The 18,297-nt window shown below is 34.7% G+C and carries 19 protein-coding genes; 5 read left to right on the forward strand and 14 right to left on the reverse strand.

Annotated features, from left to right (window positions below; genetic code table 11):
* Nucleotide 1: 1 nt before the first annotated feature.
* Nucleotides 2-946 carry a DHH family phosphoesterase gene (locus KFV12_RS09255; RefSeq protein WP_254256628.1) on the reverse strand — a complete coding sequence of 315 codons (945 nt, stop codon included), beginning with the start codon at nucleotides 944-946 and terminating at the stop codon, nucleotides 2-4.
* Nucleotides 947-1,018: 72 nt separating this feature from the next.
* On the opposite strand from KFV12_RS09255, the gene KFV12_RS09260 reads away from it, so the two are divergent.
* On the forward strand, nucleotides 1,019-1,372 hold the full coding sequence (locus KFV12_RS09260; protein ID WP_254256629.1) for a YtpI family protein: 354 nt from the start codon (nucleotides 1,019-1,021) through the stop codon (nucleotides 1,370-1,372).
* Between the two features lie 186 nt (nucleotides 1,373-1,558).
* Here the strand turns inward: KFV12_RS09260 and KFV12_RS09265 are convergent, their stop codons facing one another.
* Nucleotides 1,559-2,860 (reverse strand): DRTGG domain-containing protein, encoded by a 1,302-nt coding sequence (locus tag KFV12_RS09265; protein ID WP_096076163.1) that lies wholly within the window; start codon nucleotides 2,858-2,860, stop codon nucleotides 1,559-1,561.
* 31 nt (nucleotides 2,861-2,891) lie between these two features.
* On the reverse strand, nucleotides 2,892-3,575 hold the full coding sequence (locus tag KFV12_RS09270) for a metal-dependent hydrolase (protein ID WP_111715449.1): 684 nt from the start codon (nucleotides 3,573-3,575) through the stop codon (nucleotides 2,892-2,894).
* Between the two features lie 139 nt (nucleotides 3,576-3,714).
* Here KFV12_RS09270 and KFV12_RS09275 point away from each other — a divergent pair, with 139 nt between their 5' ends.
* Together KFV12_RS09275 and KFV12_RS09280 are read left to right on the forward strand one after the other, a co-directional pair.
* Nucleotides 3,715-4,785: a M24 family metallopeptidase gene (locus tag KFV12_RS09275; protein WP_111715451.1), complete on the forward strand. Its 1,071-nt coding sequence runs from the start codon at nucleotides 3,715-3,717 to the stop codon at nucleotides 4,783-4,785.
* Nucleotides 4,782-5,414 (forward strand): copper homeostasis protein CutC, encoded by a 633-nt coding sequence (locus KFV12_RS09280; RefSeq protein WP_111715452.1) that lies wholly within the window; start codon nucleotides 4,782-4,784, stop codon nucleotides 5,412-5,414. The genes KFV12_RS09275 and KFV12_RS09280 overlap by 4 nt, the downstream gene beginning before the upstream one ends.
* A gap of 50 nt (nucleotides 5,415-5,464) precedes the next feature.
* On the opposite strand, the gene ald is transcribed toward KFV12_RS09280, so the two are convergent.
* Nucleotides 5,465-6,580 (reverse strand): alanine dehydrogenase, encoded by a 1,116-nt coding sequence (ald, locus tag KFV12_RS09285; RefSeq protein ID WP_099579899.1) that lies wholly within the window; start codon nucleotides 6,578-6,580, stop codon nucleotides 5,465-5,467.
* A gap of 208 nt (nucleotides 6,581-6,788) precedes the next feature.
* Between ald and KFV12_RS09290 the strand changes: the two genes are divergently transcribed.
* Nucleotides 6,789-7,286, forward strand: coding sequence for a universal stress protein (locus tag KFV12_RS09290; protein ID WP_111715454.1), 498 nt, complete (start codon nucleotides 6,789-6,791; stop codon nucleotides 7,284-7,286).
* Nucleotides 7,287-7,585: 299 nt separating this feature from the next.
* On the opposite strand, the gene KFV12_RS09295 is transcribed toward KFV12_RS09290, so the two are convergent.
* The 6 genes from KFV12_RS09295 to KFV12_RS09320 all read right to left on the reverse strand — a co-directional run bounded on the left by KFV12_RS09295 (nucleotide 7,586) and on the right by KFV12_RS09320 (nucleotide 12,924).
* Nucleotides 7,586-8,785, reverse strand: coding sequence for an acetate kinase (locus KFV12_RS09295; protein ID WP_254256630.1), 1,200 nt, complete (start codon nucleotides 8,783-8,785; stop codon nucleotides 7,586-7,588).
* Between the two features lie 75 nt (nucleotides 8,786-8,860).
* Nucleotides 8,861-9,790, reverse strand: a complete 930-nt coding sequence (locus KFV12_RS09300; RefSeq protein WP_170122470.1) for a class I SAM-dependent methyltransferase — start codon at nucleotides 9,788-9,790, stop codon at nucleotides 8,861-8,863.
* Between the two features lie 60 nt (nucleotides 9,791-9,850).
* Entirely contained in the window at nucleotides 9,851-10,348 is a 498-nt protein-coding gene (tpx, locus tag KFV12_RS09305; protein WP_111715457.1) for a thiol peroxidase, read from the reverse strand.
* 76 nt (nucleotides 10,349-10,424) lie between these two features.
* Nucleotides 10,425-11,015: an RDD family protein gene (locus KFV12_RS09310; RefSeq protein WP_254256631.1), complete on the reverse strand. Its 591-nt coding sequence runs from the start codon at nucleotides 11,013-11,015 to the stop codon at nucleotides 10,425-10,427.
* Between the two features lie 9 nt (nucleotides 11,016-11,024).
* Nucleotides 11,025-12,035, reverse strand: coding sequence for a signal peptide peptidase SppA (sppA, locus tag KFV12_RS09315; protein ID WP_111715461.1), 1,011 nt, complete (start codon nucleotides 12,033-12,035; stop codon nucleotides 11,025-11,027).
* Nucleotides 12,036-12,159: 124 nt separating this feature from the next.
* Nucleotides 12,160-12,924, reverse strand: coding sequence for a sulfite exporter TauE/SafE family protein (locus tag KFV12_RS09320; protein ID WP_254256632.1), 765 nt, complete (start codon nucleotides 12,922-12,924; stop codon nucleotides 12,160-12,162).
* A 188-nt stretch (nucleotides 12,925-13,112) separates the two neighbouring features.
* Here KFV12_RS09320 and KFV12_RS09325 point away from each other — a divergent pair, with 188 nt between their 5' ends.
* A complete protein-coding gene (locus KFV12_RS09325; RefSeq protein WP_254256633.1) occupies nucleotides 13,113-13,289 on the forward strand; it encodes a hypothetical protein in 177 nt (58 codons plus the stop codon).
* Nucleotides 13,290-13,334: 45 nt separating this feature from the next.
* Here the strand turns inward: KFV12_RS09325 and KFV12_RS09330 are convergent, their stop codons facing one another.
* Genes KFV12_RS09330 through ezrA form a run of 4 tightly spaced genes read right to left on the reverse strand, consistent with a single transcriptional unit; the run spans nucleotide 13,335 to nucleotide 18,254 of the window.
* The gene (locus KFV12_RS09330; protein WP_254256634.1) at nucleotides 13,335-14,141 is read right to left on the reverse strand and encodes a glycerophosphodiester phosphodiesterase; all 807 of its coding nucleotides are present in this window, start codon (nucleotides 14,139-14,141) and stop codon (nucleotides 13,335-13,337) included.
* A 12-nt stretch (nucleotides 14,142-14,153) separates the two neighbouring features.
* Nucleotides 14,154-15,365 (reverse strand): tRNA uracil 4-sulfurtransferase ThiI, encoded by a 1,212-nt coding sequence (gene thiI, locus KFV12_RS09335; RefSeq protein ID WP_239242539.1) that lies wholly within the window; start codon nucleotides 15,363-15,365, stop codon nucleotides 14,154-14,156.
* Nucleotides 15,362-16,498, reverse strand: a complete 1,137-nt coding sequence (locus KFV12_RS09340) for a cysteine desulfurase family protein (RefSeq protein ID WP_254256635.1) — start codon at nucleotides 16,496-16,498, stop codon at nucleotides 15,362-15,364. The genes thiI and KFV12_RS09340 overlap by 4 nt, the downstream gene beginning before the upstream one ends.
* A gap of 55 nt (nucleotides 16,499-16,553) precedes the next feature.
* The gene (gene ezrA / locus KFV12_RS09345) at nucleotides 16,554-18,254 is read right to left on the reverse strand and encodes a septation ring formation regulator EzrA (RefSeq protein ID WP_254256636.1); all 1,701 of its coding nucleotides are present in this window, start codon (nucleotides 18,252-18,254) and stop codon (nucleotides 16,554-16,556) included.
* Between the last annotated feature and the right edge of the window lie 43 nt (nucleotides 18,255-18,297).

The following is an 18,297-nucleotide window of genomic DNA, read 5'->3' on the forward strand; positions in this document are numbered from 1 at the left end:
ATTAAGCATTTACTAACGCTTTTAATTGCGCGATTAATCTTTCTAATTCCTCTACACTATAAACAGATGCACCACTCGCCAATGGATGGCCACCACCATTATATTCTGCTGCAAGTTCATTGATCACTACACCTTTACTTCTCAGACGTACTCGAATCTCACTTGTTTCGTCAATCGCAAACGCCCAAGCTTTAATGCCTTGTGTATCCGCAAGACTATTAACAAATAAAGATGCTGCACTGGCAGATATATTAAATTGTTCTAATATTTCTTTCGTAATGAATATATACCCTACGCCTTCTTCAAGTTTAAAATGTTGTAGCACATATCCCTGAAATCGAATAGAAGTTAAATCACGTTGCTGCATTTGATTGATCATCTGCGTATGATCAATATCGTATTTTAATAGTTCTGAAGCAATCGCCATCGTTTTGCTCGTCGTATTATTAAATAAGAAGCGCCCTGTATCACCTACGATACCGATATAAAGACAGCGCGCAACTTCTCGTGTAATTAAGTCCGTACCATAACCGATATTTAACAGAATTTCATAGATTATTTCGCTTGTAGATGAACTATCCGTATTAACGATATTAATTTCACCATATTGATCTACCGGCGGATGGTGATCTATCTTTATAATAGTTTTACACAACTGATAGCGCTCATCATCAATACGTGGTGCATTTGCCGTATCTAACACTAAGGCAAGTGCATCTGTAAATATCTCGTCATTTATTTCGTCCATTTCACCGATAAAGTTTAAATTGTCAACTGAACTTCCTACTGCATACACATTCTTATTTGGAAATAGCTTCTGTATTGCATGTTTAAATCCTAGTTGAGAACCTAGTGCATCCGGATCAGGACGTACATGTCTAAATATTATGATCGTGTCAAAAGCATTAATTTTTTCAATCAATGCACCAATTTCAGTTTTATTCATAATTTCTCCTTTGTTTGATAGATTTACAGGTCTTAAAGATATGCTATAATCTTTAAGACTGGAGGTTTAAAGATGGAAACAATTTTCCCTTATATTCTTATGACATTTGTTACAATAATGATTTTCGCATTTATTTTTACTATTTATAATATTGCGAAATACTTTAGAGAAGTCAAAGATGTACGACGTGCCTGGTATAGAGCACGTGCACGTCAATGCTTTTCTATATTTATGGCAGCATTTGCTGTAACTCAGATTTTAAATTTCCCAGCTACTTTCACATATATCATATGTACCCTTTTGATTGCATATGCAATATATAATTATCAATATGCAATAAAGGCTAAAAAGTATTTTGAAAATCACTTTGATGAAGAAGATGCAGCATGGGAAGCATTACGTAAAAAACAGCAAAGCAGAAGATAATAATTATGATTAAAAGAGAGGCTGGGACAGAAGTGTTCTGCCACAAGCAAAAACCGGACAAAACTAATAAATCGCGCTTTGATTTATAGTTTTTGTTCGGTTTTTGTCGTAGGGGCAACTTCTGTTCCGCCGTTTAAGCTGTTAAACAGAAGAGAGCTAAGACTATTGTCTCACTGTCTTTTTTGATTAGTAATAATGTTCAATCACCTGAAGAATTGTCATTGCTTTTGCCACCGCATTATTATTCTGCATAATCGCAATTTCAATCTTTGCAAACTTACGTCCAATATCCAGTAACTTTACTTCAACATCCAGAATAGAATCTATCTGGACTGTACGGATGAAAAAGATATTGATACTATCAATCAGTACATCTCCACGAATTAACTTCTTCATATGAAATTTAACTGATTCCTCAATAATTGCAAGAAATACAGATTTACTTAAACTACCATACTGATTAGACATTTGAGGTGTGATCTGTATTGAAATTTGATCATTATTAAACTTCATCTTCTTTAATATCTGATCATTAAATGTATCGCCCATATGTGGCTGTCTGTCCGCTGATTGCATCGCTTTTAACACATCTTCTCTAGAAACAACACCGATTAAGTTATTATAACGCGATACGACTGGCAACAGTTCGATACTTTCCCATATCATAATATGCGCGCAACTTGCGACAGTCGTATTTAAGTTAACAGTTACCGGTGACTTAGTCATAACCTTCTTAATCTTTTCAGAAGGATTTTGATTAAAGATATCTTTACTTGTCACCATACCGCTTAACTTATTGTTTGCATCTAACACTGGAAAACGTGTATGTTTAGAGCTTTCTGATAATGCATGCCAATCGCTGATTGAATCATTTTCCTTTAAGTAACGTGTTTCATCTAATTTAATTAAAATATCTTGTGCTGTCAGCACTTCTTTTTTGATTAATTGATCGTAAATCGCACGATTAATCATATTTGCAACGGCAAATGTATCAAAATTTGATGAAATAATCGGTAATCCTAATTGATCAGATAAATTCTTAACTTCTTCAGCAGTATCAAATCCACCTGTAATTAAAACTGCAGAACCCTTACTTAAAGCAAGCTTTTGAACTTCGATTCGATTACCTACAATCAGCAGTGTATTTTCTCCGATATACTTACTGACTTCTTCTACTTCCATAGCACCAATCGCAAATTTCGTCAGCGATTTGTGCAGACCACTTCTGCCACCTAATACTTGTCCATCTATAATATTAACAATTTCGGCAAATGTCAGGCGATCGATTGAGTTTCTTGTTTTCTTTTCGATTCGAACAGTTCCAACACGTTCTATCGTTGAAACGATACCGTTATTCTCAGCTTCTTTTATTGCACGATATGCTGTACCTTCTGAGACATTAAGATCTTTTGCAATCTGTCTAACCGAAATCTTACTACCTACTGCTAGACCTGATATATGCTCGATGATTTGTTCATGTTTTGTCAATTTGCCACCTAGTTTCCATTACTTTTAATGCTTAAAGTGTTACTGATTGTCCTGCATCCAGAATTTCTACTGGACTTTTAACTTGTGATTTAAATTCATTTGGATCCACTTCAATGTACGGGAATGTATTGTAATGAATCGGCACAGTCAATTTCGGATTAATAAATGTGTTAATTGCATATGCTGCATCATCAATCCCCATCGTAAAGTTATCACCAATCGGTATAAAACATAAATCAACTGGATGACGTTCTGCGATAAGCTTCATATCCGAGAATAAGCCAGTATCTCCTGCATGATAAATTGTCTTACCTTCTACTTCAATAATAAGTCCGCAAGGCATCCCAAAATAAATAATATTTCCTTCGTCATCATATAAGGAATTACTATGAAATGCTTGTACATACTTTACTGAACCGAAATCAAACTTCCATTTACCACCGATATTCATCGGATGTGCATGCTCTATCCCTTGCCCACCTAAATATGAAACAATTTCTGGTGTTGCAACGACTGTCGCATTTGTTCTTTTAGCAATCTCAACTGTATCACCAATGTGATCACCATGACCATGCGTTAGTAAAATATAATCAGCTTGAACAGTTGAAGCATCTAAATCTGATAATTTATTACCTGTAATAAAAGGATCTACTAAAACCTTTTTTCCATTACTTTCAAAAGAAATACAAGATTGTCCATGAAAATATACTTCCATATTTAGCACCTCTTCCTTTTTATTAAGTTCATTATACATTATTAATGAATGTTTTAAAAAGATTGTAAGATACTATTGATTGAATAATGTCCTTATCTTTCATAAACTAGAGTTACTCAGAAATAAAAGGAGCATGATTATGAAACAAACATTAAAAAATTTACAGCAATTGATGCAATCTCAATCCATTGAATATGCATGGATTACGACACCAGATAACATTAATTACTTCAGTGGATTCTTGTCAGATCCACATGAACGACTTACTGCTTTATATGTAACTCAAAACAAAGCTCTCCTCATAGTACCAAATATGGAAGTCGAAGATGCAAAGAAAGCATCAAATCTAACTGCTTATGGTTACTCCGACACTGAAGATGCATTTATAGTTGCGAAGCAAAATACAAGATTCCCGGATAATGCACCGTTATATATTGAAGAAGAACATGTTACTGTCAAGCGTGAAAAAGCTTTGCTTGATACTTTTAAAGCTGCCCAATTAAATGCAATAGATCAAATCATTAAAGATATGCGTAATATTAAAACAGCAGATGAAATTGAAATTTTAAAAAGTGCTGCGCAATTTGCTGATAAAGCATTGCAAATCGGTGTTTCTCATTTAAAAGAAGGTATTACAGAAAAAGAAGTGGCACAATATTTAGAATCGGAAATTTTAAAAATTGAAGGTATCAGCGGTATGAGTTTCAATACGACTGTACTTTTCGGCGACCATGCAGCAAGTCCTCACGGGACACCAGGTAACCGTGAGCTAAAAAATGATGAGTATGTATTATTTGATTTAGGTGTTATTTATAATGGTTACTGCTCAGATATTACAAGAACGATTGCTTTTGGAAATCCACCAGCATTTCATCAGGAAATTCATGCGATTGTTACAGAAGCAAATCAACGTGCAATAGAAGGTGTTAAACCTGGTGTAAAAATTAGTGAAATCGATGCACTCGCTCGTGATTATATATCTGAAAAAGGATATGGTGAAGCATTCCCACATCGTTTAGGGCATGGCTTAGGTATAACTGTGCATGAATTTCCAGATATCTCTTCTGCCAATGATGATATATTGAAACCAGGTATGTGCTTTACAATTGAACCGGGTATTTATTTACATGGTGAAATCGGAGTACGTGTGGAAGATGATATTTTAGTGACTGAAGATGGTTATGAAGTATTGACAAGGTATGAAAAATGATAAAAGAAGCGGTAGTTGAAACATTTGATGAAATCATCTATGCAGCAACTCATGGTGCAAATCGTATTGAACTTTGTGATAATCTGTTTGTTGGTGGTACAACACCAAGTTTCGGTCTTGTAAAACTTGCTATAGAATATTGTCATCCACTAAATATCGAAGTGGCAGTAATGATACGTCCACGTGGCGGTGATTTTACCTATAACTTATTTGAAAAAGAAGTGATGCGCGAAGATATTATCGCATTACAATCATTAAACGTTGATGCATTCGTTTTTGGTGCTTTAACAAAAGATAATGATCTGGATACGTTAACAATGCATGATTTAAGAAAGACAGCACAGGAAGTACCCTGTGTGATGCATATGGCTTTTGATCAGATTCCATTAAGGCAGCAACTAAAAGCAATGGATGCTTTAATTGATATGAATTTCAAGCGTATATTAACACATGGTAGCGAAGACAAATCAACACCAATACTTGATAATGTTAATCAATTAGGACGACTATTAAGACATTCAAAAGGAAATATAGAAATTATGCCTGGTGGCGGTTTAAATAAAGATAACCTAAATGATTTACTTGAACTTATTCCTTTTCAGGAAGTCCACGGTACAAAAATTGTATAAAGAGTAAGAGGAGTGCGAAATCGCACTCCTCTTTTACATACAACATTTAATTACTTTTCTAATAATGATTTTGCATCAACATATTCTAAACCTTGATCATCAGCTACAGCTTTGAAAGTAACATTACCATCTAAAGTATTGAAGCCTTTTAAGATCGCTTCATTATCTAAAGCTGCTTGTTTATAGCCTTTATTTGCAATTTGTAATGCATAAGGAATCGTAGCATTCGATAACGCCATTGTTGAAGTACGAGGTACTGCTCCAGGCATGTTTGCTACTGAGTAATGTACAACATCATGTTTAATAAATGTTGGATCATCATGCGTCGTAATGCGATCTGAAGTTTCAAAGATTCCACCTTGATCGATCGCGATATCAATTACCACTGAACCTGGACTCATCGTTTTAATCATTTCTTCAGTTACTAGTTTAGGGGCTTTAGCACCAGGAATTAATACAGCTCCAATTACTAAATCACTGTTTTTAACTGATTCTGCAATATTTAAAGGTGTAGACATTAACGTTTGAACCTGACTACCGAATAGATCATCTAATTGTTGTAATCTAACTGGAGATAAATCTAAGATGGTAACATCTGCTCCAAGACCTACAGCCATCTTCGCTGCGTTAGTTCCAGCTTGTCCACCACCGATGATAGTCACTTTACCTTTTTCAACACCAGGAACACCTGCTAATAAAATCCCTTTACCACCGTTTGTTTTTTGTAAGAATTGTGCACCAATTTGAGTTGCCATACGTCCTGCAACTTCACTCATTGGAGATAATAATGGAAGTCCACCAGTAGGTAATTGAACTGTTTCATAAGCAATACCAACCACTTTTTTCTCTAATAAAGCTTTTGTCAGTTCCACTTCAGGTGCTAAATGTAAATAAGTGAATAAGATTAATCCTTCTTTAAAATATCCAAACTCTGCTGATAACGGTTCTTTTACTTTGATCACCATATCTGTATCCCATGCTTGCTCAACAGAAACGATTTCAGCTCCCGCTTCTTTGTAATCCTCATCAGTGAAATAAGAACCCATACCTGCACCTGCTTCAACGCGCACAGTATGTCCATTTTCTACTAAAGCGTGTACCCCAGCTGGTGTTAAACCTACACGGTTCTCGTTGTTTTTAATCTCTTTTGGAATTCCGATAATCATTAAAATTCATCCCCTTAATATATAAATAATAACGCTTACATCACCATATTAGCACTTTGATGCTAAAACGCAAACCCTTTTGTTTTAAATTATATTTAAATCATTAGGATGAAAAATTTAACGACGGTGTCACATACATTATCCAGAATTAGTGCTATAATTAAAGTGTAGAAAAGATTCACAATATATAAAAAATGGAGGGATATTTATGTTAGTATATAAAAACATCTTAATTGCAGTTGACGGTTCAAGCGAAGCGGAATGGGCATTTAATAAAGCAGTCGAGGTTGCTAAACGTAACGATGCAACACTTCACATCATCAATGTTATTGATACAAGAAGTTATGCAAGTGTTGAAGCATATGACCGTTCTATTTCTGAACGTGCAACACAGTTTGCTGAATCATTATTAGATGGGTACAAGAAAGTTGCTGGGTCTCGCGGTGTAAATAACGTTGAAACTTTAATTGAGTATGGATCTCCAAAAACAATTATACCTAAGAAAATTGCTCAGAAATTAAATGCTGACCTTATCATGTGTGGTTCAACTGGATTAAATGCAGTGGAACGCTTCATCATCGGATCAGTTTCAGAAGCAATTGTGCGTCATGCTGAATGTGATGTGTTAGTTGTTAGAACTGAAACAATGCCGGATAATTTTGAACCTGAAGTAGCTACGAAGGAATTTATGGAGCAGAATAAATAGAATGAATCAATACGGAGGTGTGTAAAATGGAAATTGCAATTATTTTAGCAATTGCAACTTGCTTCTATTGTGCATTCGTTGATTTACAGAGAAATCACAAGATACCTAGATAACAATCCTCCGAAAATAAAAGAGCTAAAATGATCATCGTCATTTTAGCTCTATTTTTGTTGGTGTATATAATAAATGCATGTTCGGAAACGGTTGTATTTTGTATTTACTACCGCTTTCGGTACAGCTAACGCTGCCACAATAAAAAAACTACCTATTCAATACAAATAGGTAGCATCTTAAATATATTAACTTAACTCCCCGAATTCCATAACGTCACGCGCAATCATTACTTCCTCATCTGTAGGAATGACCATTACTGTTACACGAGAATCATCTGTTGAGATAATTGCTTCTTTACCACGTAAGCCATTATTTTTCTCAGGGTCTACTTTAACGCCTAAGAATTCTAATTTTTCACATACTGCTTCACGGATTGTATCAGAGTTCTCACCTACACCAGCTGTAAATAAGATACCGTCAACACCACCCATAACTGCTGCATATTGACCGATATATTTTTGAATTCTATCTACATAGATATCCAATGCAAGTTGAGCGCGTCCTTCATTTTTTTCAGCTGCGATTTCAATATCACGCATATCGCTTGAAATACCTGTAATACCTAATACACCAGACTCTTTATTATATACATTTAATAATTCTTCAGCTGATTTATGCAATTTTTCCATTAAATAAGGAATTGTAGCAACGTCAATATCACCTGTACGAGTACCCATCGTAATACCAGCAAGTGGTGTGAAGCCCATAGAAGTATCTACAGATTTACCATCTTTTACTGCTGTAATTGATCCACCGTTACCGATGTGACAAGAGATAATCTTTAAACCTTCTTCAGGTTTTCTATCCATCATTTCTGCTGCACGTTGTGCTACATATTTATGACTTGTACCATGCGCACCATATTTACGTACTTTATGTGCTTTATAATATTGGTATGGCAAGCTATATAAGAATGCTGTTTCAGGCATTGTTGAGTGGAATGAAGTATCAAATACTGCAACGTGTGGAATATCTGGTAACATTCTTCTGAAAGCCTGAATACCCATTAAGTTTGCTGCGTTGTGTAATGGCGCAAGTTCAATTAACTTTGCGATTTTTTCTTCTACGTCACGATTCACTAATGCTGAAGTCGGGAATAAATCTCCACCTTGAACAACACGATGTCCTGTTCCATCTAATTCATTGACACTTTTAATAATATCGTAATGAATCATGCGTGCTAACATCATATCAACAGCTTCTTCATGATCTTTAATATCTAGAGTTCTTGTACGTTTTTCACCATCAACCGTAATTGTAAATACTGAATTTTTCAATCCGATTCTTTCTACTAAACCTTTAGTTAGTACTTTTTCTGATGGCATTTCGAATAATTGAAATTTTAAAGACGAGCTACCGGCATTAATTGCCATAATTTTCTTCATGAAAATCCTCCTAAATAATTTTTAACACTCTTATTTAATCATTAATACAGGTTTAAAGCAACAATAATACAGTAATTATTTATTACGATTTTCTGAATACCATGTATCAAGTTCATCTAAAAAGGCTTTCATTTTTCTTTCATCTTTAAAATCCGGTATATTGGCCAGCAAAACTTCCACTGGCTTTGAATCTGTCACCTTTTTATTCTCAAGCACTAATAAACTTTTGCGCAAATTTTCTGACTTAAATAGACTGGTTGGAAAATTTAAAAATGCCTGCATAACTGTTTCTGTAGCAATAAATTTTTGAAGCTGTTCTACATTATCACCTTCAAACAACATGCTTGGAACGATTAAAAATGCAAGACCTCCTGGTTTTAATGAAGCAATCGCTTGTTCGATTAGAAGATGATGGCTATAGCTATGTCCTTCTTTAAAGCCAAGCTTCATTTGATGACTGCGCTCATCAACCGGATAATAACCAATCGGAAAATCTCCTACAGCTATATCAAAATCACCTTCTGGTAATGGCATGATGGCATCTTGCGGGAAAACATCCATCGGCACTTCTAAAAAGTTCGCTAAATGTACACTTAATCTTGATAATACAGGATCTACTTCTACTAATACGTGATCAAATGTCGTTTCCGGATTTTGTTCATGTATTGTCGCTGAAAGGTGTCCAGTACCACTCGTCAGATCAAGCATCTTTAGTTCTTTATTATCCTGCATAAATAAACGAATGACATATGCTACTAAATAACCAATACTGTCCGGTGTCATCTGATGATTTGGTTGGATCATCTCTTCTTTTAACATGCTTAAATAGCTGAATTGAAATGCTTTACGTCGGTCAATAACCGTACTACGTTCTAAAGTTTCACGTTCATTCATATAAATATCTTCAAGTGCGAGACCTAAATTCTCAATGAAACTGTGTCCATTTTCTTTCTGAAAAGCTTTGGCTTTATCGTCTATAAGTTTAAATAATTCTTCTATCATCATTGTTTCCTTTCAAATAAAAACTGCCCACTCGGGGCAGCATCTATACATTATTATTGTAAATTAGATTGATTTTAAAGCTTCGATTGCTTTATCATAATCCGGATGGTTCGTTCCTTCTGAAACGATTTCAGTGTAAACTACTTCATTAGCATCGTTTAATACGAATACAGAGCGTGCTAATAAACGTAATTCTTCCATCACTACACCGTAGTTTGTACCAAATGATAAATCTTTATGGTCACTTAATGTAACGACGTTATCTAAACCGTTCGCTGCACACCATTTCTTTTGAGCGAATGGTAAGTCAGCTGAGATAGTGATTACAACTGCATTATCAATGCTACTAGCTTCTTCGTTGAATTTACGTGTTTGTTGTTCACATACACCAGTATCAATTGAAGGGATAACTGAGATTAATTTTTTCTTACCTTCAAAGTCAGCTAGTGTCTTAAGATTTAAATCTGTATCTAATACTGAAAAATCAGGCGCTGCTGTACCTACAGTTACTTGCTCACCTAATAATGTTACCGGGTTATTTTTAAAAGTTACTTGAGTCATTTGTCTTCCTCCTTAAGTGTTATTCACTTAATAATTTACCATGAACAGGACAAATTATAAAACTAAAAGCATTATTTTAACGGACGCCTTCATTTAAAATAAATTGTCTGATTGGCTCCTTATCTTCTCTTACAACAAATGTATCACTCAGTAAATCGTGAATCCCACGTTTCTTCGGATTGAATAATACAACAAGATAAAGTAGTGACCAAAAGAAATTACTAATATATCGACCGAATAATTCTCTTGTAAGTACTGTACCGATAGAAAGCTTTTCCTCTTTCAAACTTAACACTTTTAGTCCAAGTATCATCTTACCTAAAGTCGCTCTAAAGCAGTAAGTCATCAATACAAAATAGCTGAAATAAATGATCGCACTTAAAATATTTTCTACCGAGAATAATCGTATGCCAAAATAAGTATCCTGTAATCCGCCTAGTCCAACGATCGGTCCAATGATATTCCCTTTAATACTTGAAATGAGGATGATATCAATAAGATATGCTATTAGACGAATACCGAATCCCGCATGGGTCAACGCTAAAATTTCATCTTCAAGTTTACGCTTATGCGTATATGTACCGCTAGCTCTTTCGCTTACATATTGACCACTATCGACTGGAGAATATTGACGGACTGTATTACTTTCATTAAAATGTTCTGTCATTTTTCTCACCTACTCCCCATATAAATACATCGGCTCTATACCTTGACGTTTTGACAGGATTTGTTGAACACGATCAACATCACTTTGTCCCATGAATTGTTTAACGAATGTATTTGCTGCAAAGAAATCTTTACCGAAAAATGAATCATCCGCATTAAATTCGATGACTTCTGCATGCTTTGCTTTCAAATCTGCTTTCATTGCTTTTAATGCATCTTTTTCCATACCGATTTCATCAATTAAATTTAGTTTCTTAGCTTGTAATCCAGAATAAATTCGGCCATCAGCTATTTTTTTCACTTGTGCAGTATCAATATTTCGACCATCACTGATAACTTTTACGAATGCATTATAACTTTCGTCAACAAAGCTCTGTAAAATCTTGCGCTCTTCTTCATCCATCTCTTTTGTCGGACTCATAATATCTTTATGTGGCCCACTTTTAATCGTATTAAATTTAACACCATATTTATCAGCTAATTCTTTATAATTCATAGACTGCATAATTACACCAAGAGAACCCGTAATTGTTTCACTAGAAGCATAAATTTTATCAGCTGGTGCAGAAATATAATATCCACCAGAAGCAGCCATATTTTTCATCGTAACATACACTTTTTTACCTGATTTTTTTATAGCTTCTACTGCGTCATGAATTTCAGCGCTTTCATACACGCCACCACCTGGTGAGTTCACTACAAGCATCAGACCTTTAATATTGTCATCGTCTTTAATTTGTTCTAATGTCTGTAATGTCTTCGTATGGTTGTATCCTGCTTCATCAAACAATCCTGGAACCCCAGTATCCTGGATTACACCGTCTACTTCAACACGTGCAATTTGGTTAGATCCATCTGTACCTTCAAGTACTGTAGTACTTAGTTCATCACTTTTCATACTTGTAGCTTCTTCAAATGATTTCGAAAAATTCGTTGTTACAGCACTTGTAAAGAAACTTACAGATGTTCCCAAAATAAATAAAACTGCCGCAATAATCATTGCAATAACTCTTTTACTCATCAATTCATCCTCCAATATTTTTATTCTACTTAATCATAACAGATTATTAATAGCAGAGAAAAATATCCATTCGCTTTTAAGGTAATTTTAAGATTCTTTACAAAAAAGAATACCTAATAGTCACCTATAGGTATTCCTTGATATAATCAAATATATTTTTACCGATTAATAATACAGTCACACATACAAATAGTACTTTAACATATGATACACCTTTTCTAATGGCAAACTGGCTACCAACATAACTACCAGCAATCATCGCAGCGCCCATGCTTAGTCCATATGTAAAATTGACTTGCCCTAATACAATAAATAATAATAACGCACCTAAGTTACTCGCAAAGTTTAAGACCTTCGCGTTTCCTGCAGCACTTAAAAAGTCAAATCCGATAATCAAAAAGACAAACAGCAGGAAACTACCAGTTCCCCCGCCTAAAAAACCATCATAAAAACCAATCAAACCAATGATAACTATAAATAAAATCAATTTCTTCTTAGTAAGTTTCTGATACGTTGAAATATCGCCCCAATCTTTTTTAAATAACGTGTAAATTAATACGAGTGATAACATAATGATTGCAAGTGGCTTTAAATATTCTGGCGGCAGCTTTGTTGCAACAAATGCACCAATAATAGATAAAATAAATGATAACGGAAACAGTTTTGCAACGATATTAAAATTCACTTTACGGGAACGGATAAATGAAAGCGCAGACGTAAATGATCCAAATGATGATGCGAGTTTATTAGTTCCTAATGCCATAGATGGCGGCATACCTGTGGCGAGTAATGCAGGAATACTAATCAGTCCCCCGCCACCTACCACGGAATCGATAAATGCAGCTAAAAATCCGAAAATAATTAAAATGAGTAATATTTGAATATCCATGTTGAACGCTCCTTTAGTTACTACTATAATAGTAACTATAAAACAAAATCACTATAAAAGGTAATATCTTCAGTGATAATCACACTTTTAACCACAAAAACAACCAACTTTTTGTCCATAGATACACAAGTTATACAGATACAATCGAAGATAAACAATGGTTTATTATCATCAATGATCAAGGCGAGATGATTTATGGGAGTGATCTAAATATTCAGTCACAAGCTTATTACTCAATTGATCCACAACAAATTTATTTAATGCAGAACTTTATCTGGCATGACATACTTGTAAATCAGCTTGTTGAACAGAACCTGGAAGCTGATAAATGGATAGAGCTCAAGCGAGAAGCATTCTTTAATTAATTATCAAAAAAGCTAGCGACAAATAAAGTCGCTAGCTTTTTCACATTAACTTTCAAACACTTCTCCATTATCCAGTCGGAACTGCTTTCTAAGTAAGTCCGGATAATTCGTAAATGCACCGTCAATGCCTTCATTGATAAGTCGCTCCATATCCACTTCATCATTTAAAGTGTATGGGAAGACAAGAAAGCCGATTTTGTGCATACGTTCAATTAACGCTTGATCTAAATCTTTATAGTTAGGACCAACCGCATAAACAAACTGATGAATCTTCTTGAGATCATCATCACTCATATCACGCAGCATGCCTTTCTTACATAACAAGAGTAATGGGATGCCTTGCTTTAACTGATTCATCTTTATCAAACTTTCCAGACTAAACGACTGAATGACAGTTTGGTAATTCGCCATTCGCTCTTCCGTTAACAAATTAAAATCTTCTAGAATCATCGTCAATTGTTCTTCCATACCTGGATAAATATCCGGTGCTTTCGTTTCTATATAATAATTCGCTTGTCCGTAACGCATAAACACTTCTCGTAATGTCGGGACAGTCTGTTCGGCATAATAATCATGTGCAAGTTCAGGAAATTTGTCATTAAACCATTGGCCGATGTGTATACGCTTAATTTCTTCAAGTGTCATTTCTTTGATTGTTCCTTGCATGAGTCCTGTCCGTTCAATCGTTTCATCATGCATCACGATAATTTCTCCGTCCAGGGTCATCTGTACATCCAGCTCAATATAGTCTGCGTGCATATCAAAGTGACTTAAGTCATAGGATGCATAACTATGCTCAGGTGCATAGGCACTCGCTCCACGATGAGCAATTACAACATTTTTATCTAACATCAAACTACCTCCTTATAAAAGGTCAGAGAAGTCACTTTCTGTTTTTTGATTATTTTTTGAAAGTGTGATTGTCTCTATACCTTCAATCGCAGTTTTGATCATTGCATCAAAATCAACTTTACTTTCAAAGCTTTCAACTTTGTCTAGTCTAGGATTAGTCTTAGGATTTTTCGGTGTAAATATTGTACAGCAATCTTCAAATGGTAAGATAGACGTTTCATACGTACCAATTTCTTTCGCTTTAATTACGATTTCTTCTTTATCATACGTTAATAAAGGGCGTAGAATCGGTAGGTTTGTAACCGCGTTAATGGCATACATACTGCCTAATGTTTGAGAAGCTACCTGTCCTAAATTTTCTCCGTTGACAAGTGCTTTCGCATCAATTTGACGGGCAAATTGATCAGCGATACGCATCATCATACGGCGCGTTGAGGTCATCGTTAAATTCTCAGGCACTGTCTTATGAATCATCTTCTGAATATCAGTAAACGGTACGAGATGAAGTTTAATTTCACCGGCAGTTTCCGCCATAATCTGAGTTAAATCTATAACCTTTTGCTTCGCTTCTTCACTCGTAAATGGTGGAGAATGAAAATGTATTGCTTCAATTGTAACGCCGCGACGCATCACTTCAATTCCTGCAACCGGTGAATCGATACCTCCAGATAACATTAATAATGTCTTTCCACCTGTACCAACCGGCAATCCACCTGCGCCTTTAATAACGCGTGAGTAAAGGTATGCTGCATCACGACGAATTTCTACTAATAGCTTGTAATCTGGATCTTTCACTTTTACAGTTAAATGTTCGATGTGCTTTAATATCTCTCCACCCAGAATTTGCTGTAAATCAAACGTTTCATATGGAAAGCCTTTGTCAGAACGTTTCGCATCCACTTTAAATGTTTTGCCTGGTTCATCAATATCTTTAGCTAATACAACAGCCGCTTCTTTAATTGCTTCGATATCTTTTTCTACTTTAACGACAGGACTTACTGAGTGCACACCAAATACTTTAGAAATACGACGCATAATCTCTTCAACGTCCGCATCTTCTGTTACTTCAACATACATTCTATCTCTATTCGCTAATACTTTATATCCTTCTAAAGGGATTAAAGCATATTTTATATTACTTTTTAACTGGTTAACAAATGTGTTACGGTTACCTGATTTTAATGTCAGTTCACCATATCTTACTAAAATATGATCAAATTTCATCGTTTTAATAGCTCCTTCATCTCTTCATAGATCAATTCAAATGCTTTCAAAAATGCTTCAATATGTGCCTGAGTCGTATATTTATCAAAAGAAATACGTACACTTCCAGTAATCGCATCTTCTGGTACATGGAGTGCAGTTAATGTTTCATTTAACTTTGCTCGCTTTGATGAACAGGCACTCGTTGTAGATATCATAATACCATGTTTCGAAAAACTATTGACGATAACTTCACCTTTTACTCCGACAAATGAAATATTAACAACATGCGGTGCACCGTCTTTTACTGAATTTACACGAATGCCAGGATACTGACTCACTTTAGATTCTAGAGTATTTTTAAATGCTTTCATACGTTCAAAATTATCATCTTGTTCATTTAAAGCGATACGCATCGCTTTTGCCAAAGATACGTCACTTGCAACATTTACTGTGCCGCTTCTAAAACCATATTCCTGACCACCGCCGAACAATGTATGAGTAATTGTTACGAGTTGATCAAACACCAATATCCCTTGACCTTTTAGGCCATTAAATTTATGACCACTTAATACAAAACTATCCATCAGTTCAGCATCGATTGGCAGTTTACCAAAGGACTGAACACAGTCTACATGAAAATGAATCTTTGGATATTCCTGAATAATATCATATATCTCTTTTATCGGTAAAATTGCACCCATCACGTTATTAACATGCATTAAACAAACCATAATGACATCCTGATCAAGTATCGATTTAAAATGGACTAAATCAAGCGTGGCATCATCATTAAACTGAACATATTTAATATTGAAACCTTCTTCTTCCAGTGCTCTTACTGTTTCTAACACTGATGGATGTTCAAGTTTAGAAGTGATGATTGTCTTTCCAAACTGTTTCTTACTGCGTGCCATCCCAGTTATCACTAGATTATTTGATTCTGTTGCACCACTCGTAAAAATAACTGATTGATGGGTTAATCCTAATAATGATTTAATCTGATCTCGAGCGGATTCAAGTAATTTACTCGCTTCTATACCTTTGCCGTGAGGACTGCTTGGGTTATAGAAATATTTCGTATTGACTGTATTGAAAGTATTTAATACTTCCGGATCTGGTTTTGTTGTTGCACAATTATCTAAATAATTCATAAATTCACCTCAATGAATAAAAGACTTGAACGAATTCAAGTCTTTTAATGCTTTATTATTGTCTTTGATTTAATACACTTGCTTCAATCTTTTCCGTAACACCAGGTTCAACACGCTCAATCGCAGCTTCTGCAATCTCTACCGCACGCTTATATCGGTTGTTACTAAATAATCGCTCTGCTTCGTTTAAATCTTTGTTTACATCTGGTCTTTCTTTTCTGTATCGATTACCATACTGTATCAATTTCTCAGCATACTTTGCATTTTCTAAGACGTCAACCGCTTCGGCTTCAAATGTATTCATCGTAATTAATACTTTGTTTACTTTATCACGGACTTGTGTCACATTCATCGGACGTTTATTGAATAGTTGGTGCACTTCACGTGTTTCAATATCAATTTCATTCTTCATGATAATAAAACGTTCAGGTACGCTTGATAAGTTCGATGCAAGTAATCGGCGATAAATCTCTTCTTTCTTAGCCTGAATCTTTAATATGTTCTTTTGCGCTTCCTGCTCATCTTCTCGTAAATTTGTTAAATGCTGCTGAATCTTATCCTGGTTATCGTTGATAACTTTCACATGATCATCAATATATTTCAGATTATCTTCAACTTCAGTATAGCGAATACTCGATTTAGCTGTTTCAGTTAAGATTTCATCATAAACTGTAATTAAACTTTGAATCTCATTATCATACTGACGAACTTTTTGAATATCTTCTTCATTGATATAATAGCTTTCTTTTACGTATTCAATTTCAGTGCGTAAAGTATAATTCATATCTTTTGCATGGAATAACTGATCGGTAATGCTTTCTTTCGTTGTCTCTACGTTATTCTTAGCCTTCACTTCATATTCGATTAACTCTAACATTTCATCAAGTGAGTCATTGATTTCATTTATAATCGCTTCTGCTTCATTTAATTGTAGTCTTGCGATTAATGGTTCTACTAAATTAAGCTTACCTTTTAATGTTTGTAGATTACTATCCACTTTAACATGCTCTAAATTGTAACCTTCAATCTTCAGATCCCGACATCCGAAACGAATATCCTGAAACTGTCCCGGCAATTCTTTTTGGACATCACGAATAAGTAATGGGATATCTTCCATATCTTCTTTTAAACGTGTCATTTCATTATGTAGCGCAGTAATATGTTCATGTGCATCATCATAATTTCCCGCTGCAACTAAACTTTCATATACTTCAATTTTTGGTGCATACGTTTCAATTTGAGCTTCCAGCGGATCAGCAGCTTCTCCAAATTGATGACGGTTCGCTAACACATCACGTTTAGCTTCTCTATAAATAATCTTACAGTCATCATACTTTCTATCATCTTCTTTTGTTGAAGATAGATAATTATTAATCTCTTCAGTAAAATGCTGATATTTCTTTTCAATCTGATCCAGTAAATGATGGCTTTCTGCAACTTTCTCTTCACTTTCTTTAAACTTAAATTTATCAAGCGCTTCATCCGCATCATTTATAGTTAACTCACAAGCTTTAATATCTTCATTTAAAACAGTCTGCCATTCTTTTTTCCATTTATCAAAACGGTTATTTGCCTGACCTGATAAATTTAAAACTTTCACTTTTACGAGTTCATCCTGGAACGGTAAATTTTTGATTTCATTTTTTCTTGCTTCAACTCGCTCAACACTTGCTCTTTTTTGATTTCTTAAATAAAACAAAATACCAATAACAATTAGTATTAATACGATTATTCCAACTATGGCATATATCATCAATTTTCATTCCTTCCAAAGTACTCTTACCTATTATAACGTAAAA

It is taken from the genome of Macrococcus epidermidis, from assembly GCF_024205965.1.
GTDB lineage: Bacteria > Bacillota > Bacilli > Staphylococcales > Staphylococcaceae > Macrococcoides > Macrococcoides epidermidis.

What these genes read in the sequence shown, in the direction of transcription:
- KFV12_RS09255 (WP_254256628.1), bottom strand. Translation starts at nt 946, where the DNA reads ATGAATAAAACTGAAATTGGTGCATTGATTGAAAAAATTAATGCTTTT.
- KFV12_RS09260 (WP_254256629.1), top strand. Translation starts at nt 1,019, where the DNA reads ATGGAAACAATTTTCCCTTATATTCTTATGACATTTGTTACAATAATG.
- KFV12_RS09270 (WP_111715449.1), bottom strand. Translation starts at nt 3,575, where the DNA reads ATGGAAGTATATTTTCATGGACAATCTTGTATTTCTTTTGAAAGTAAT.
- KFV12_RS09275 (WP_111715451.1), top strand. Translation starts at nt 3,715, where the DNA reads ATGAAACAAACATTAAAAAATTTACAGCAATTGATGCAATCTCAATCC.
- KFV12_RS09280 (WP_111715452.1), top strand. Translation starts at nt 4,782, where the DNA reads ATGATAAAAGAAGCGGTAGTTGAAACATTTGATGAAATCATCTATGCA.
- ald (WP_099579899.1), bottom strand. Translation starts at nt 6,580, where the DNA reads ATGATTATCGGAATTCCAAAAGAGATTAAAAACAACGAGAACCGTGTA.
- KFV12_RS09290 (WP_111715454.1), top strand. Translation starts at nt 6,789, where the DNA reads ATGTTAGTATATAAAAACATCTTAATTGCAGTTGACGGTTCAAGCGAA.
- KFV12_RS09295 (WP_254256630.1), bottom strand. Translation starts at nt 8,785, where the DNA reads ATGAAGAAAATTATGGCAATTAATGCCGGTAGCTCGTCTTTAAAATTT.
- KFV12_RS09300 (WP_170122470.1), bottom strand. Translation starts at nt 9,790, where the DNA reads ATGATGATAGAAGAATTATTTAAACTTATAGACGATAAAGCCAAAGCT.
- tpx (WP_111715457.1), bottom strand. Translation starts at nt 10,348, where the DNA reads ATGACTCAAGTAACTTTTAAAAATAACCCGGTAACATTATTAGGTGAG.
- KFV12_RS09310 (WP_254256631.1), bottom strand. Translation starts at nt 11,015, where the DNA reads ATGACAGAACATTTTAATGAAAGTAATACAGTCCGTCAATATTCTCCA.
- sppA (WP_111715461.1), bottom strand. Translation starts at nt 12,035, where the DNA reads ATGAGTAAAAGAGTTATTGCAATGATTATTGCGGCAGTTTTATTTATT.
- KFV12_RS09320 (WP_254256632.1), bottom strand. Translation starts at nt 12,924, where the DNA reads ATGGATATTCAAATATTACTCATTTTAATTATTTTCGGATTTTTAGCT.
- KFV12_RS09325 (WP_254256633.1), top strand. Translation starts at nt 13,113, where the DNA reads ATGATTTATGGGAGTGATCTAAATATTCAGTCACAAGCTTATTACTCA.
- KFV12_RS09330 (WP_254256634.1), bottom strand. Translation starts at nt 14,141, where the DNA reads ATGTTAGATAAAAATGTTGTAATTGCTCATCGTGGAGCGAGTGCCTAT.
- thiI (WP_239242539.1), bottom strand. Translation starts at nt 15,365, where the DNA reads ATGAAATTTGATCATATTTTAGTAAGATATGGTGAACTGACATTAAAA.
- KFV12_RS09340 (WP_254256635.1), bottom strand. Translation starts at nt 16,498, where the DNA reads ATGAATTATTTAGATAATTGTGCAACAACAAAACCAGATCCGGAAGTA.